We start from the raw sequence: 15,778 nt of genomic DNA on the forward strand, positions 1-15,778 counted from the left end.
GCATTTTACTGGATTGCACGCGTACAAAATTTTCAATTTTTCCTCGCAATGACAAATCTATTCTAATAACAACCCAAGCTTATTTCCCACAGTAACATTGATATATTTTGCAGCAGCTGGAAGCCCTTTGATTTCCATTTCTACATACGTATCTTGCTTTGGAGGGATTTTTGCTTTGAGCTTTGTAATAGATACATATTCATCCAGAACTCTATTATTATGATCCATCGCCCTAACTTTAATTAAAGGATTAGATATTAAATAATCAGAGTTATTAGATATTTTATAAAACATTTTTATAGTACCAGCATTATGCGAACTTCCTAATTTAATTTCCTCTATTTTTAGCTGATCATACTTGCTCAAGGATTTAAAGCTATCTAGCAGTAATATAGCTAAACAAAAAATTATAAAGCTAGTCCACAAGAATGGAAAGACGTTATATTTTCGCTTAGGTGGAATATATGGCAAAATCACTGGTACGTTTGCAGAAAATTGATTACCATATCCATTTTTAACAGGTGTTTTAACGGCTTCGAATTTATCTTCATCAAAATCACTTAATTTACTGGTATTATAATCTAATTTTTGATACCAGATATGCCTACATTTAGAGCATTTAACACGTCGTCCGTTAATACCTATTTGATTATTTGAGACAATAAATTTTGTTTGACAATTAGGACAACTAATATACATAGTAAATTTTTTTATATTTGACTTCATGATAAAGTTATTTATGATTTTTAGCAATATAACAGTTAAAAATTATGCTCCCATATATCAAAGAAATTGAAGAAGCTTGGCAAATAAAGGACAAGCTATTACAAGACTCCGTAAAACTTTCAGCATTAAAAAAAATACTGCACGATGTTATAGAAAGCCTAAATAAAGGTACTATTCGTGTTTGTGAAAGACAAGAAAATAGTTGGCAAGTTACTGAATGGGTAAAAAAAGCAATTCTTTTATATTTTATGACGACTGAATCACAGCTTTATAATAATAATTATAATAGTTGGTATGACAAAGTTGCCCCTAAATTTCCTTTTGATGCTGAGCTTAACAAGTTTAAAGAAGCCGGCATACGCAAAGTCCCAGGATCGTTTGTTAGAACCGGCACATATATTGCTAAAAATGTTGTCATTATGCCGTCTTTTATCAATATCGGTGCTTATATAGATGAGGGAACAATGATTGATACATGGGCTACTATTGGTTCATGTGCTCAAATCGGTAAAAATTGCCATATTTCAGGCGGTACTGGAATCGGTGGCGTGCTTGAACCACTTCAAGCAAAGCCTGTTATTATTGAAGATAATTGTTTTATTGGGGCAAGATCGGAAATTGCTGAAGGGGTTATAGTAGAAGAAGGAGCGGTAGTTAGTATGGGTGTCTTTATCGGAGCTTCTACAAAAATAGTTTATAGAGATAGTGGTGAGATTATCTATGGTAGAGTACCTCCCTACTCTGTAGTAGTGCCAGGAGTATTACCTAATAAAGAAACAGATAAACCAGGACTTTATTGTGCTGTTATCGTAAAACAGGTTGATAAAAATACGAGAGCTAAAGTTAGTATTAATGAATTGTTAAGGAGTTGATATCTAAAAATATTATAAAAATAAATAATTATAAATCGTTATTATTATTAAATAAAAACTATTTTTTATTTACATATAAAAATTTTGTTTAACTGTTGTTTTTTAACCTTGACTTGAAAAATATTAAGGCGTAACCTTATAGTTGCAATAAAATAATTAAGGAGGATAAAATGACAACTTTAGTAGGAATCCAAAATAATTTTGTAGATGCAATAAAGGAACTGATTGAACTTGATTATGATGCTATAGAAGCATATGACCATTAATAGAATTACCGATGAGAATTATAAAATACAATTACAAAGGTTTAAGGAAGATCACGAAAGACATGTAAAAGAATTAAATGAACTGTTATTAAAACATAAAGAAGAAAAAGTAAATGGTCCTAGCAGTAAACAATGGCTAACAAAAGGCAAAGTAGTACTTGCTACACAGATTGGCGATAGAGCTATATTACATGCTATGCTTTCAAATGAAGAAGATACTAACACTGCTTATGAAAGGCTAAATAATCATGCTGATAAATGGCATGATGCAGAAAAGGTTTTAGAACAGGGTTTTAAGGATGAACAAAAACATAAAAAATGGATAGAAAAGCAACTTAACGATTAACTAAGAAAATAAGGAGAGTACAGAGTTAGTATATACCGCAAATACTTCAAAAGTTGGTAAGTCAAATAAGCGGTGAGTCTGCGGAACGTAGATAGACTACGTGAGCAAAGACGAATCCCGAAATTTGGCTTGCTAAATCTTGAAGTATTAAAGGTATACATCTAATAAATGAAGAGTTGGATAGACGATAGTATCAATTTGGAAAAGAGCATGGAGTCTGTAAGACGAGGAGCGGAGCATACAATAAGTACGTGAGCATCTGAGGATTTGCAAAGACTACATAGCCAATTTTTCAAATAAAACGAGTATACTCTCTATTTCAGATTTGTAAAAGCCTTGGAACTATATAACTATGCAGCATTAAACCCTTATAGGTTAGATAGATATTTTCATCTAACCTAATTAAATCTAATTCTTGATAGTGGTTAAGGCTGCTAATATCTAAAATATTCTCTAATTTTGCATCTATTTTCTGCTCCAATGCAGAAATATTTATGCCATTTTTAAGGCGTAATCCCATCATCAAAATTTCTTCAATTATCTCTTGCTTGGTTAACTTAGAATTAGTTTGAATACCATTATTTTTATTATTAACTGCTTCTAACCATTTTTCCGGCTTATGCCACATCATAATTGCCGATACTGAACTAGGATTTTCAATTATTCTACTGTGAGCACCAGGACCTATACCTAAATAATCATTATAATTCCAATAGGTTAAATTATGCACACATTCTTGTCCTTTTCTAGCATAATTAGATATTTCATATCTAAAATAATTTTGAGATTCTAGATAATCATTCGTCCACTCATACATTTCAGCTGCTATATCAGAACTTGGAAGGATCAAATTACCATCATGAAACAACTTATAAAACGGTGTACCTTTTTCAATGGTAAGCTGATAAAGAGAAATATGCCCCGTAACAAGTTCCATTGCTTGCTTTAGTTCTTGCTGCCAATCTTTTAATTCCTGACCGCTACGAGCATATATCAGATCAAACGAAACTCTAGAAAAAATTTTATTAGCGGATTCAATCGTTTTAATAGCCTGCAATGAATCATGAGTTCTGCCAAGCTTTTTTAAGTCATCCTCTCTTAAAGATTGTACTCCAATCGAAACACGATTAATACCGGCGGCTTTAAACGCCTTAAATTTTTCTGTCTCAAATGAAGTTGGGTTAGCCTCTAGTGTTATTTCAGTTTGCTTATCTATTCTTGCGAGTTCACTAATTTTATTTATTATTCCCTCAACAATTTTAGGATTCATCAAAGAAGGAGTGCCTCCGCCGAAAAAAATAGATTTTATATATTTATTTTGAATAATATCTTTAAAATATTCTATTTCTTTCTCATAAGATTTAAGCCAATTATCATCATCTATACTATTCGCTATATGGGAATTAAAATCACAATAAGGACATTTAGACAAACAAAAAGACCAATGAATATATATGCTTAAATCATTCGCCTTAACTTCTTTCATAAATATAACTTACTTTAACTACTCAATTTCTGCTTTAGATAATTTCGTAATTTTTATAACCGACTCTAAGGTAAGTCTTTCTTTCATCATTTCTTTTGCCATAATAATTTTTTCTTCTTTTCTACCTTGTTGTATCCAATGATGAGTTATGCTTCCCATAATGTTCTCTCTTTTTTTAGGATTTAATTTTGACGATTGGCTTATTTAAGTTTTTTGATTTCGTCTTCATTTAAACCAGTTGAGGTAGCAATTAAATCAATTTTTAGACCTGCTTTAATTAAATTTCTAGCTATAGCAATCTTCTCTTCCTGCATTTTCTCTGCCATAATAGCTTTTGCTTCTTCTCTTGCTTCTTCTTTACCTTGTTGCATCCAGTGGTGAGCTATACTTTTCATAACGTTTTCTCTTTTTTTAGGATTTAATTTTGATTTAAGTAGTTTTTCTACTTCTATTATATCACTTTGCTTAATCTTGGTCAAAGTGTAGTATAAAATTAGTTCTATATGATCAATACCGATATCAATTTTAGCGAATTTAGGCAAAAGATCAGCTGTATACTCGTTTTATTTGAAAAAGAGCTAGGAGTTTATAAGGCGAGGAACGGAAGCAGTTACTTAATACGTGAGTACCGCAGATCTTATAGAACGACAACGCCAATTTTTGAAGTTCATCGAGTATAAGTGCATCTCAAAAAATTCTTTGGCAACTATTGGATTCTCAAACGCACTTCGGATAATTTCGTCGTGCTTAGGCTTTGTAGACACTTAATTATTGATACACTGTTAATATAAAAGGAATTATATGTATTTCTACTAATAGTATAATAATATTATTTTTTTAATTAAAAGTGGTGATTTGCTTTTAGGAAAACAACTTTCCAAGTCCACTGCGAAGCAAGTTTTTAGGATTCATGTTGCTTGCTTTTTTCATCATGTCACTTATTTGCTTGAATTGTTTTAATAGAATATTTACTTTCTGTACTGTAGTTCCAGCACCCAAAGCTATACGTTTTCTGCGAGAAGCATTAATAATATCGGGATTTCTTCTTTCCTTTGGGGTCATAGATAAAATGATTGCTTCTTGATGCTCGATTATTTTACTGTTTAACTTCGATTGATCTATCTGATCCATAATCTTACCGCTACCAGGAAGCATACTAAGTATACTACCAAAACCACCCATCTTTTTTATAATTTTCATTTGTTGCAGGTAATCATTTAAATCAAACTTACCTTTTTTTAATTTAGCTGCTGTTTTTTCTGCTTGTTCTCTATCTACTATACTTGCTGCTTTTTCAACGAAAGAGATAATATCCCCCATATCAAGTATTCTAGACGCTATACGTTTAGCATTGAACTCTTCTAAATCGGTTAGTTTCTCGCCACTGCTTAAAAACTTAATTGGTCTTTGCGTAATATATTTTACGCTTAATGCCGCACCACCCTTAGAGTCACCATCAATTCTTGACAAAATTAATCCTGAAATTTCTAGCTGCTCATTAAAGCTACTAGCCGTAACTACCGCATCTTGCCCTGTCATGCTGTCGATTACTAACAACGTTTCGGTTGGCTCTACTAGCTTCTTAATAGCTATCGCCTCATTCATCATTTCTTGATCAATTTGCGTTCTTCCGGCAGTATCATAAATAACTACATCATATGCCGATAATCTGGCTTCAGCCATTGCTCTTTTAACTATATCAAGAGGCTTTTCACCTTTAATAATCGGCAGTGAATTAATTTTTACCGAATTTGCAAGTATTTCTAGCTGCTCTTGTGCTGCCGGTCTATAAGTATCAAGAGAGACTAATAAAACTTTTTTATTCTGATTTTTAAGACGCAACGCTAGCTTACCACTTGCTGTAGTTTTACCGCTACCTTGCAAGCCTACCATTAAAAGATTTACCGGCGGTTTTGCATTTAAATTTAGTTTTATCTCATCTTCACTAGAGGATAAAATATTTATCATCTCTTCATGAATAATTTTAATTATCATCTGCCCGGGTGAAACGGATTTGATAACTTCCTGTCCTAAGGCTTTTTGTTTAACTTCTGCTACGAAATTTTTTATTACAGGCAGAGCAACATCCGACTCTAAAAGAGCAACTCTTATATCTCTTAAAGCAGCATCTATTTGCTCTTCAGTTAAAAGCCCTGAGCTTACTAGCCGATCAAAAATCTTCGTTAAATTTTGTGTTAAAGTTTTAAACATAAAGATAAATAATTAAATAAAGTCTTTGTCTAATATATTTCTCTCTTTGCATTTTAGCAACAACAATATTTGTGACTTTTATACAACATATTAGTTTTATGCTAAAAAATATATATTTTAAAAAACCTTATAAATTAAAGCAATATTATGCAAAAATGTCTTAAAATGAGATAAAAATTTACAAAAATATTAAATTGCTGAAATTACCAAAAAACAAGAATCTAAAGAACTTGCAAATAACTAAGTAAAGAAAACTTATTAAAAATTTGAAAAAAATAATAAATCCCGAATCTAATCCTAAATCTATAAACGATCAAATAGCAAAGCTAGCTGTTCAAGATACAGTATTATTAATATGTGAATTACTTAACAATAATACCTCGGATATTATTAGTTGTACTAGGAATTTTAAAGTATCAATTGAAGTTACTACAGATGATATTAAATATATAGAAGTAATAGGTAACACTGTACTTAGTAACTCCATCTTTGATGAATGATCTTCTTAAGAAAACTCACTCATCACTAATATATAACTAGCTTTTAAATCTAAATCATAATCGATTGTATTATATATTAGCTTTTTTATGTCAGCAAATTTTTGAATTAGATAAGAAAGGTTACGATTCGGTAATGCATGAAATATTTTATTTTCTAAATCAGAAAACTCAACATCAATATTTGAAGATTTTTTTAGAATTCTATTCATTAATAAGAGTATATTATCAGTAAAATCTAACCATAACTCTCTATCTTTAGCATTAAATTGCTTAATAAACTCTAATTTAGAATTTAAGTTTTCATTATCTGCTATAGGCTGAATAAATTTATAATATAATTCTTCTTCAGAAATTCTTTCAGACGATTTAGTACTAATTTTAAAACATCTAGATCTGATGGTAGAAATTATACTTGAAGCTCTTGAAGTAATTAGAAATATATAACTATTTTTAGGGGTGTCTTCTAAAATCTTTAAACATGAATTTGCAGCATTCAGATTCATAAGATCTGCCGAATAAATTACGGCAACCTTACAGCCTGAAATTGCAGAGGTTTTACTTAAGAACTCCTGTAATTTTCTTATTTGCTCGATAGAGATATTCTTAGCATTAGACGTAGCAGAAACTTCTCTAGCAATAAGATGATAATCTGGATTATTTTCAAGAGGAATACTATTCTTTAAAAGCTTTGAACATATAAATTTCTCTATATCTTTTAAAGCTTGCTCTATATTTTCTGCTTCAATAAGCCAGCTATTATGTAGCTTTTTATGTTTTAAACTAAATTCTAGATGCTCAATTATCATATAAACTATATAGTTAAGGCTTCCTTTAATGCCATGATTCTTGAAGCATAATTATACTACTAAAGCTATAGGACTGCTAACAGTCCCACGACTGTACCTCAGGCTTAACTGCGGTACTATAGGAAAAAAATATAAGTTACTTATTATTACAAGCTTCTTTAAGTTTACTTCCAGCTTTAAATACAGGTTGCTTATAAGCAGGTATAGTCATTTTTGCTCCTGTTTTTGGATTACGACCTTCTCTTGATTTTCTGCTTTGTATTCCAAACGAACCAAAACCTGTGATATTAACACTATGTTGATGTTTAGTAGCAGAAATTATAGATTCAAGCACCCAATTAAGTGCCTTTTCTGCATCAGCTTTTGTAAATGATTTATGCCCCTGATGTTTATGGTGGTGACCATGCTCAGTCATAAAAGCAATAAATTCTGTCTTATTCATTTTTTTAGGTTGTGTACTCATAAAAAATCAACTCTCTATTTAATGGGTTAATACATTACTGTCGTAGTACAATATATACAACTAGCAATAATGCACATCAATATATTTTTTTATTTTTTAACTAGGTTATTTAATTATAACAAACTCTTAGTTTACTGCAAATATCCGTTATTTATAAAATTTTAAAGATATATATAATTGTATAATTGATAAAAAAATGTAGCCATTTTACATCAGTTATGCTTTTAAAGCTGGATATAATTAAATAATTCAAGTAAAAATTTACAATAAATATATCAAAGAGAACATCAAATCAAATGTTATTATCTGAAATTTGCATAAAACGTCCGGTATTTGCAACTGTTTTAAGTTTAGTTATTTTAGTTCTTGGAACAATTTTTTTCACTAAGCTACAAATTAGAGGTACGCCAGATATTTCAATTCCTATTATAAACGTCAATGCTTTTTATGCTGGTGCTGATGCTTTATATATGGAAAAAGAAATCACAACCCGAATAGAAAAGGCTTTAAAAACAGTTAAAAATCTAGATTATATAACCTCACAAAGTAGTACTGGGCAAAGTAGTATTACTTTATCTTTCTTATTATCTACAGATATTGAAGTAGCATTAAACGATGTACGCTCTAAAATATCAGATATAACTTATATGTTTCCACAGGATATGAAAGCACCTTCAGTTGCAAAGCTTGATGCTGATAGCTTTCCAAGTCTTTTTATAAGCGTTGAAAGTGAACAATATAATGATTTAGAGTTAACAAAAATTGTTGAAGATTATTTGCAAACTCCTTTAGATAAACTAGAAAGCGTAGGACAGTCACAAATTTATGGCGGCAATGAATATATAATGAGAATAGAGCCTGATCCTAAAAAATTATATCAACATAAAATTTCTTTATTAGATATTGAGGTTGCCATAAGAGAGCAGAATAAAGATTATCCTGCTGGTAACATTAAAACGGGAGTAAATAATTTTATAGTAACTCTTGAAGGTTCTTTATCTAAACCGGAAGAATTTGGCAATATTATAATAAAAGTCCAAGATAATAGTATAATCAAACTACAAGATATAGCTAAAGTATATTTAACTGCTCCAGATAGTGAAGTATTATTTAGGTATAATGGGAAAAATTCTATTGCTCTTGGGCTTATCAAAGAATCTAAAGCTAACGTTATAGATTTATCAAATGATGTTACAAAAGAGATTGAAAAAGTAAAAGAGTCACTTCCTAAAGTAATAAGCTTAAATATTGCGTATGATGGAGCAAAACCTGTTAGAGCTTCAATTTATGCAGTATTTCAAACCATTTTTGAAGCTTTAATATTAGTGATTTTAGTAACATATTTATTTCTTGCCTCTGCTAAAATTACCCTAATTCCATTTGTTACTATTCCTGTATCGTTAATAGGTACTTTCAGCGTAATGTATGCTATGGGGTTTTCTATCAATATCTTTACGCTACTTGCCATGATCCTTGCAATCGGGCTTGTGGTAGATGATGCAATAGTTATGCTTGAAAATATATTTAGATACAATGAAATGGGTCATAAACCTATGGAGGCGGCATTGCTCGCATCTAAAGAAATAGGGTTCGCAATTATTGCAATGACTATTACACTTGCTGCTGTATTTTTACCTGTTGGATTTATAGATGGGTTTGTTGGGAAATTATTCATAGAATTCGCATGGACTTTAGCATTCTGCGTTTTATTTTCGGGGTTTGTAGCCTTAACCTTAACACCCATGATGTCAAGCCGTATGATTACTAAGCATAACGCTCCGACTCTTAAATTTTTAGTTAAATTTAATGAGCTTTTACAATTAATACAGGATAGATATATTCATTACCTAAACCTAACTTTTGATAATAAAAAGAAATTTGTCCTAATTATTGCTGCGTCGTTTGTGGTATTAATAATCAGTTTTAAGTTTGTGCAAAAAACCTTTATACCTCAAGAAGATGATGGGTTCTTGCAATTATCTTTTAAAGGACCGGAAGGATCCAGCTTAGAGCATTCCACCGAAATAGTAATAGAAGCCGAGAAAATCCTTGCTAATTACAAAGATATAGCAGGTTACTTAATGGTAATAGGAGCAGGTGGTAGTGATAATGTCTTTTCTTTCGTACCATTAAAAGATTGGAAGCAGCGTTCTAGATCGCAAGAAACAATTAAGAATATGCTGAATAAGCAGTTCTCCGAGATAGTAGGTATGCAAGTTTTTGCTATGGATCCTCGCTCAATGGTCAGTAGTGGCGGAGGTAGCCCTATCGAATTTACTATTCAAACAAATCTTGAGTATGATGATCTAGATAAAATATCGCAGCAATTTATAGATATAATGAAAGCAAACCTGATTTTTTCTAACGTTAATAGGAACCTACAATCAGCAATGCCAACTATTGCTATCGAAATTAATCGTGATAAAGCTTATTTATATGGAATGAATATGGCAAATATTGGTAAAACAGTGCAATATTTGCTGGCAGGTCAACAAGTAGGTGATTTTAGAATGGGGAACGATTTATATGAAGTAATTCTGCAATTTAATCAAAAAGATCGTAGTAGCATTAGTGATTTTAGTAAAATTCTAATACCGACAAAGAATAATAATATGTTGCCCCTTGAATCAATAGCTAATATCACAGAAAAAATATCCGTAAAATCATATAGCCATTATAACAACTCAAAATCTGTTACCATCTCTTCCGACCTTAGCCCTGATAGCAAAATTGAAGATGCGATTAACGAAATTAATAAAATAGCAGCTAACTTACTTGATTCGAGTAACACTATACTCGAATATATCGGAGAAATTAAACAAATGAAAGAAACAGATAGTAATATGCTTATGACATTTGGCTTTGCTCTCATATTCATTTATTTGGTGCTTGCAGCACAATTTGAAAGCTTTGTTGATCCGTTATTAATATTGCTTGCTGTACCTTTTTCAATAACCGGTGGGGTGCTTACTCTTTGGATTTCAGGTAACAGCCTTAATATGTATAGTAATATCGGGCTTATTACTTTAATTGGGCTAATCACTAAGAACTCTATTATGATAGTAGAATTTGCTAACCAACTAAGGGAAAAAGGAGCAAATATTAGAAATGCTATAATAGAAGCTTGTACTCTTCGCCTGCGACCAATTTTAATGACTACACTTGCTGCTGTCGTAGGTAGTATACCACTAATTTTTGCAACAGGTGCGGGAGCTGCTGCCCGTAATTCTATTGGTCTTGTAATAGTTGGTGGCTTAAGCATTGGTACTATATTTACAATTTTTGTTATCCCTGTAATATACCAAACATTTAAGAAAAATTAATAACTTGTAAAATAATTTTACAAATATAAAAATTTAAATGGACATCTATCTAAAAATAGAAAATTATAATTATATGGTAAATTGTTTTGAAGTCTAGATTTACTTAAACATCAATAATATGGAGAGCAAAATATGCTAATAAATACTTCTAGTAATCCACTTATCACTACTATACATTTACTATCTTCTATAGGTGCTATAAATTGGGGGCTAATTGGATTATTCAATTTTAACCTAGTAACACTTTTATTCGGTTCATTTCCAATTATTGTTAAGTTACTTTATATAATTATTGGTTTTTGTAGGATATATTCATTTTTATGTTTAGGAAAATTATTCTGTAAACCAGGTGTGGAAAAGGGGAAATAATTAATAACTTTAGTATTATCCGTTGAGAAAAAAGCGGATAATACTATCTTTAGTCAGTATAACAAGACTCTATATCTTTTTTAATTAATAGCTGAATTTTGACGAAGCAATCTCAGGAATATCACTATGAGATTGCTTTTTAACCTTAAGCATTTTCTTCGTCAAGTTTTGCTGCTACTTTACGCATTTTATCCATAAAGAAACCTGTTCCTGCAGGTACTAAACGCCCAACTATAACATTCTCTTTCAGTCCTCGTAGCTTATCAACCTTACCAGCAATAGCAGCTTCAGTTAAAACCCTAGTAGTTTCTTGGAATGATGCAGCAGATATAAATGATCTAGTTTGCAGAGAAGACTTAGTAATACCTTGTAATATTAACTGAGCATCAGCAGGTCTTAAACCATTCTTAATTGCTTTTTCATTTATTTCATCAAATTCACGTCGATCTATCTTCTCGCCTACTAATAATGTAGTACCGCCTGAGTCTGTTATTTCTACTTTCTGTAACATCTGACGAATAATTACTTCTATGTGCTTATCATCAATTTTTACCCCTTGTAGACGATAAACAGCTTGAACCTCTTTAACAATATAGCTTGCAAGAAGCTCTACACCCATCACTTTTAAAATATCCTGAAGTACTGGATTACCATCAATTAATAAGTCACCTTTCTTAACAAAGTCTCCCTCATTAACCACAACATGCTTACCTTTCGGTACCATATACTCAAGACCCATTGAACCATCAACTGGGTGTATAATAATACGTCTCTTAGATTTATAATCTTTACCAAACTCTACTCTCCCATCTATCTCAGCAATCACTGCATGATCTTTTGGACGTCTTGCTTCGAAAAGCTCAGCTACTCTTGGTAAACCACCAGTAATATCCTTAGTAGTAGTTGACTCTTTAGGAATACGTGCAATTATATCACCTACTGATATTTGTACCCCATCTTCTACACTTAAAACCGCTCCAACTGGTAAATAATATCTTGCTTCTAAACCATTTGATAACATGATAATTTCACCCTTAGCGTCAAGAAGCTGGATTCGTGGTCTTAGTTCGGCTCCACGTGAATATTGTTTTGATTCGATGATAACTTTGCTTGGAATACCAGTTGCTTCATCAGTTACATCACGAACCGAAATCCCCTCAACCATATCTTTGAATAATACCTTACCAGATTTTTCAGTAATAATAGGTATGGTATATGGATCCCATTCTGCAAGCTTTTGCGTCTTAGTAACCATATCGCCCTCATCAACAAGTAATCTTGCACCATATGGGATTTTACTACGAGCTTTTTCATTGCCGTTATTATCAAGTAATAATAACTCACAGTTATGGCTCATAACAATTTTGCGTTCTTCGGAATTAATAACCACGTTACGGCTAAGAATTTTTACTTTTGCATCATATGAAGCTTCTACAGAAGATACTTCTGCTCCTTTCGTTGCTGCTCCTCCGATATGGAAAGTTCTCATTGTAAGCTGTGTACCTGGCTCACCGATAGATTGAGCAGCGATCACCCCTATAGCTTCCCCTTCGGAAACTAACGAACCAGTAGCAAGATCTCTACCATAACATATAGCACATATACCGGTGGAACTTTCACAGGTTAGTACTGACTTAATCATAATTCTATCTAAACCTGCAGACTCGATTTGCTCTAATTTAGACTCATTAATTAATTCACCTTTGGTGAGAATTAAATCATTAGTCACCGGATGATATATATTAATAGCTGCCGTACGACCTAAAATCATTTCAGCTAAAGGCACTATTACTTCACCACCTTCTATAATACTCTTTACTTCAATACCCTTATCGGTGTTACAATCTTTTTCAGTAATAATACAATCTTGTGCAACATCCACTAATTTTCTTGTTAAGTAACCTGAGCTTGCGGTTTTTAAAGCTGTATCTATTTGTCCTTTACGCATTCCGTTAGCAGAGTTAAAGCATTCAAATACTGTTAATCCTTCCTTAAAGTTAGCGATAATAGGTGTTGGTATAATTTGACCATTTGATTTAGTCATAAGTCCACGCATACCACCAAGCTGTTTAATCTGCTGGAAAGACCCTCTAGCACCTGAAATAGCCATCATATATATAGAGTTTATCTTCTGTTGATTTGAATCATCACTAACAGGTGGCTTAGCAATTTCTTTCATCATGTCATTAGCTACTCTATCAGTACATCTTGACCATGCATCAATTACCTTGTTATATTTTTCGCCGTAAGTAATTAAACCATTTGAATATTGCTGCTCAAATTCCTTAATCTCAAGCTGTGTTTCATCGATATGAACAATTTTAGATTTTGGTACAACCATATCATCCATACCAAAAGAAATGCCTGAAGAACAAGCATATTTGAAACCAAGTTTCATCAACTGATCAGCAAAAATTACTGTAGCTTTTTGACCGCAGTGACGATAGACTAAATCTATTACTAGAGATATATCCTTTTTAGTTAAAGGCTTATTAATAAACTTATATTCTATATTAGGATTAGAAGGCAACAACTCACCAACCATTAATCTTCCATAAGTAGTATCAACTATAACAGGAACTATTTTACCCTCAGCATTTAACTGATTACGACGATATTTTATCTTAGTATGAATCGTTATAAATTTGTTATATAAAGCATGCTCCATTTCAGTTAAGTCTGAGAACATCATACCCTCACCTACCTCATGATCAAAAGCAAGCGTTAAATAATATAAGCCGAGTACTATATCTTTATCTGGTACAATAATAGGACGTCCATTAGCAGGACTTAAGATATTATTAGTAGACATCATAAATACCCTAGCTTCAAGCTGGGCTTCAATCGATAAAGGAATATGTACAGCCATTTGGTCCCCGTCAAAGTCCGCATTAAAAGCAGCACAAACAAGCGGGTGAAGCTGTATTGCTTTACCTTCAATTAATAACGGCTCAAATGCCTGAATACCTAAACGGTGCAATGTCGGAGCTCTGTTAAGTAATACAGGGTGTTCTCTTATGACTTCCTCAAGCACATCCCAAACTTCAGGCTTTTCAGCCTCAACCATTCTTTTAGCTGCTTTAATAGTTGTAGCAATACCATATAATTCAAGTTTTGAATAAATGAACGGCTTGAACAATTCTAGAGCCATTTTTTTAGGTAAACCACACTGATGAAGTTTAAGCTCAGGTCCTACTACGATAACTGAACGTCCTGAGTAGTCCACCCTTTTACCAAGTAAGTTTTGACGGAAACGACCTTGCTTACCTTTTAGCATATCGCTTAATGACTTAAACGGACGCTTATTAGCATTTTTTGCTGCTCTACCACGGCGTCCATTATCAAATAACGCATCTACTGCTTCTTGCAGCATTCTTTTTTCATTTCTAACAATTATATAAGGTGCTTTTGACTCTATAAGCTTCTTTAAACGATTATTTCTATTAATTACTCTTCTATAAAGTTCATTAAGATCTGAAGTAGCAAATCTTCCGCCATCTAACATAACAAGCGGTCTAAGTTCAGGAGGCATGACCGGCAATACGTTCATAATCATCCATTCTGGCTTATTTTTAGATTCTAAAAAGTCTTCTACTAATTTTAAACGCTTTACTAACTTTTTCTTTTTTACTTCTGAAGTCGTATTTTGTAGTTCTTCGTATAGCTCTTGCTTTAATGTTGGGAAATCAAGCTCTTTTAGCATTTGTTGTACTACTTCTGCACCAATAGACGCAGTAAACGCATCTTCCCCGTATTTATCCTTTGCTTTTTGCAGTTCTTCTTCAGTTAAAAGCTCGCCTTTTTGTAGAATAGATAATCCAGGATCAACTACAACATAATTTTCAAAATATAGAATTTTTTCTATATCTCGCATCGTCATATCAAGAAGCGTACTAATTCTTGAAGGAAGAGATTTTAGAAACCAAATATGAGCAACGGGAGCAGCAAGTTCAATATGCCCCATTCTTTCACGTCTTACTCTAGAAACAGTAACCTCAACACCGCACTTTTCACAAGTAATACCACGATTTTTCATTCGCTTATACTTACCGCAAAGACATTCATAATCTTTTACTGGACCAAAAATTCTTGCACAAAATAAACCATCTTTTTCAGGTTTAAAAGTACGATAATTAATAGTTTCAGGTTTTATTACTTCACCAAAAGACCATGAACGTACTTGTTCTGGACTTGCTATATTAATTCTTATCTGATCAAATTGTTGAGTATTACTTAATTGTCCGTAAAAATTTACTACACTCATAAATACTTTTTCCTTAAAATTGCTCTTATATACCTTTGATGCTTCAAGATTTGAGGGCTTGTGCTCACGTAATTTTCTACGCCTCACCGCTTATTTGCTCCCAAATTTTGAAGTATCTGCATTATACTTCTTTATTAGAGTCGTTG

Annotated in this window: 13 protein-coding genes; 5 read left to right on the top strand and 8 right to left on the bottom strand. The window is 32.1% G+C overall.

Annotated elements, in window-relative coordinates; genetic code table 11:
- Nucleotides 1-57 precede the first annotated feature (57 nt).
- Nucleotides 58-699, bottom strand: a complete 642-nt coding sequence (locus AAGD49_RS06135) for an MJ0042-type zinc finger domain-containing protein (protein ID WP_341789243.1) — start codon at nt 697-699, stop codon at nt 58-60.
- Between the two features lie 71 nt (nt 700-770).
- Between AAGD49_RS06135 and dapD the strand changes: the two genes are divergently transcribed.
- Nucleotides 771-1,598 carry a 2,3,4,5-tetrahydropyridine-2,6-dicarboxylate N-succinyltransferase gene (gene dapD / locus AAGD49_RS06140; RefSeq protein ID WP_341788364.1) on the top strand — a complete coding sequence of 276 codons (828 nt, stop codon included), beginning with the start codon at nt 771-773 and terminating at the stop codon, nt 1,596-1,598.
- A 255-nt stretch (nt 1,599-1,853) separates the two neighbouring features.
- Nucleotides 1,854-2,210, top strand: coding sequence for a ferritin-like domain-containing protein (locus AAGD49_RS06145; protein WP_341788365.1), 357 nt, complete (start codon nt 1,854-1,856; stop codon nt 2,208-2,210).
- A 319-nt stretch (nt 2,211-2,529) separates the two neighbouring features.
- Here AAGD49_RS06145 and hemW read toward each other — a convergent pair whose 3' ends face one another.
- The 4 genes from hemW to ffh form a co-directional block, all read right to left on the bottom strand.
- Nucleotides 2,530-3,696 (bottom strand): radical SAM family heme chaperone HemW, encoded by a 1,167-nt coding sequence (gene hemW, locus AAGD49_RS06150; RefSeq protein WP_341788366.1) that lies wholly within the window; start codon nt 3,694-3,696, stop codon nt 2,530-2,532.
- Nucleotides 3,697-3,714: 18 nt separating this feature from the next.
- Nucleotides 3,715-3,855 carry a hypothetical protein gene (locus AAGD49_RS06155; protein ID WP_341788367.1) on the bottom strand — a complete coding sequence of 47 codons (141 nt, stop codon included), beginning with the start codon at nt 3,853-3,855 and terminating at the stop codon, nt 3,715-3,717.
- A gap of 41 nt (nt 3,856-3,896) precedes the next feature.
- A complete protein-coding gene (locus AAGD49_RS06160) occupies nt 3,897-4,238 on the bottom strand; it encodes a transposase (RefSeq protein ID WP_341788368.1) in 342 nt (113 codons plus the stop codon).
- A 319-nt stretch (nt 4,239-4,557) separates the two neighbouring features.
- Nucleotides 4,558-5,907, bottom strand: coding sequence for a signal recognition particle protein (gene ffh / locus AAGD49_RS06165; protein ID WP_341788369.1), 1,350 nt, complete (start codon nt 5,905-5,907; stop codon nt 4,558-4,560).
- A gap of 266 nt (nt 5,908-6,173) precedes the next feature.
- On the opposite strand from ffh, the gene AAGD49_RS06170 reads away from it, so the two are divergent.
- Nucleotides 6,174-6,407: a hypothetical protein gene (locus tag AAGD49_RS06170; RefSeq protein WP_341788370.1), complete on the top strand. Its 234-nt coding sequence runs from the start codon at nt 6,174-6,176 to the stop codon at nt 6,405-6,407.
- A gap of 5 nt (nt 6,408-6,412) precedes the next feature.
- Here the strand turns inward: AAGD49_RS06170 and AAGD49_RS06175 are convergent, their stop codons facing one another.
- Together AAGD49_RS06175 and AAGD49_RS06180 are read right to left on the bottom strand one after the other, a co-directional pair.
- Nucleotides 6,413-7,213 (bottom strand): DNA polymerase III subunit delta', encoded by an 801-nt coding sequence (locus AAGD49_RS06175; protein WP_341788371.1) that lies wholly within the window; start codon nt 7,211-7,213, stop codon nt 6,413-6,415.
- 136 nt (nt 7,214-7,349) lie between these two features.
- Nucleotides 7,350-7,655, bottom strand: coding sequence for an HU family DNA-binding protein (locus tag AAGD49_RS06180; RefSeq protein WP_179852190.1), 306 nt, complete (start codon nt 7,653-7,655; stop codon nt 7,350-7,352).
- A 317-nt stretch (nt 7,656-7,972) separates the two neighbouring features.
- On the opposite strand from AAGD49_RS06180, the gene AAGD49_RS06185 reads away from it, so the two are divergent.
- Both AAGD49_RS06185 and AAGD49_RS06190 read left to right on the top strand, forming a co-directional pair.
- The gene (locus tag AAGD49_RS06185; RefSeq protein ID WP_341788372.1) at nt 7,973-10,999 is read left to right on the top strand and encodes an efflux RND transporter permease subunit; all 3,027 of its coding nucleotides are present in this window, start codon (nt 7,973-7,975) and stop codon (nt 10,997-10,999) included.
- Nucleotides 11,000-11,131: 132 nt separating this feature from the next.
- On the top strand, nt 11,132-11,368 hold the full coding sequence (locus tag AAGD49_RS06190; protein ID WP_341788373.1) for a DUF378 domain-containing protein: 237 nt from the start codon (nt 11,132-11,134) through the stop codon (nt 11,366-11,368).
- A 145-nt stretch (nt 11,369-11,513) separates the two neighbouring features.
- On the opposite strand, the gene rpoC is transcribed toward AAGD49_RS06190, so the two are convergent.
- Complete coding sequence (gene rpoC / locus AAGD49_RS06195) at nt 11,514-15,632, bottom strand: DNA-directed RNA polymerase subunit beta' (RefSeq protein WP_341788374.1); 4,119 nt, start codon at nt 15,630-15,632, stop codon at nt 11,514-11,516.
- Between the last annotated feature and the right edge of the window lie 146 nt (nt 15,633-15,778).

It is taken from the genome of Rickettsia endosymbiont of Lasioglossum villosulum, assembly GCF_964026455.1.
GTDB lineage: Bacteria > Pseudomonadota > Alphaproteobacteria > Rickettsiales > Rickettsiaceae > Rickettsia.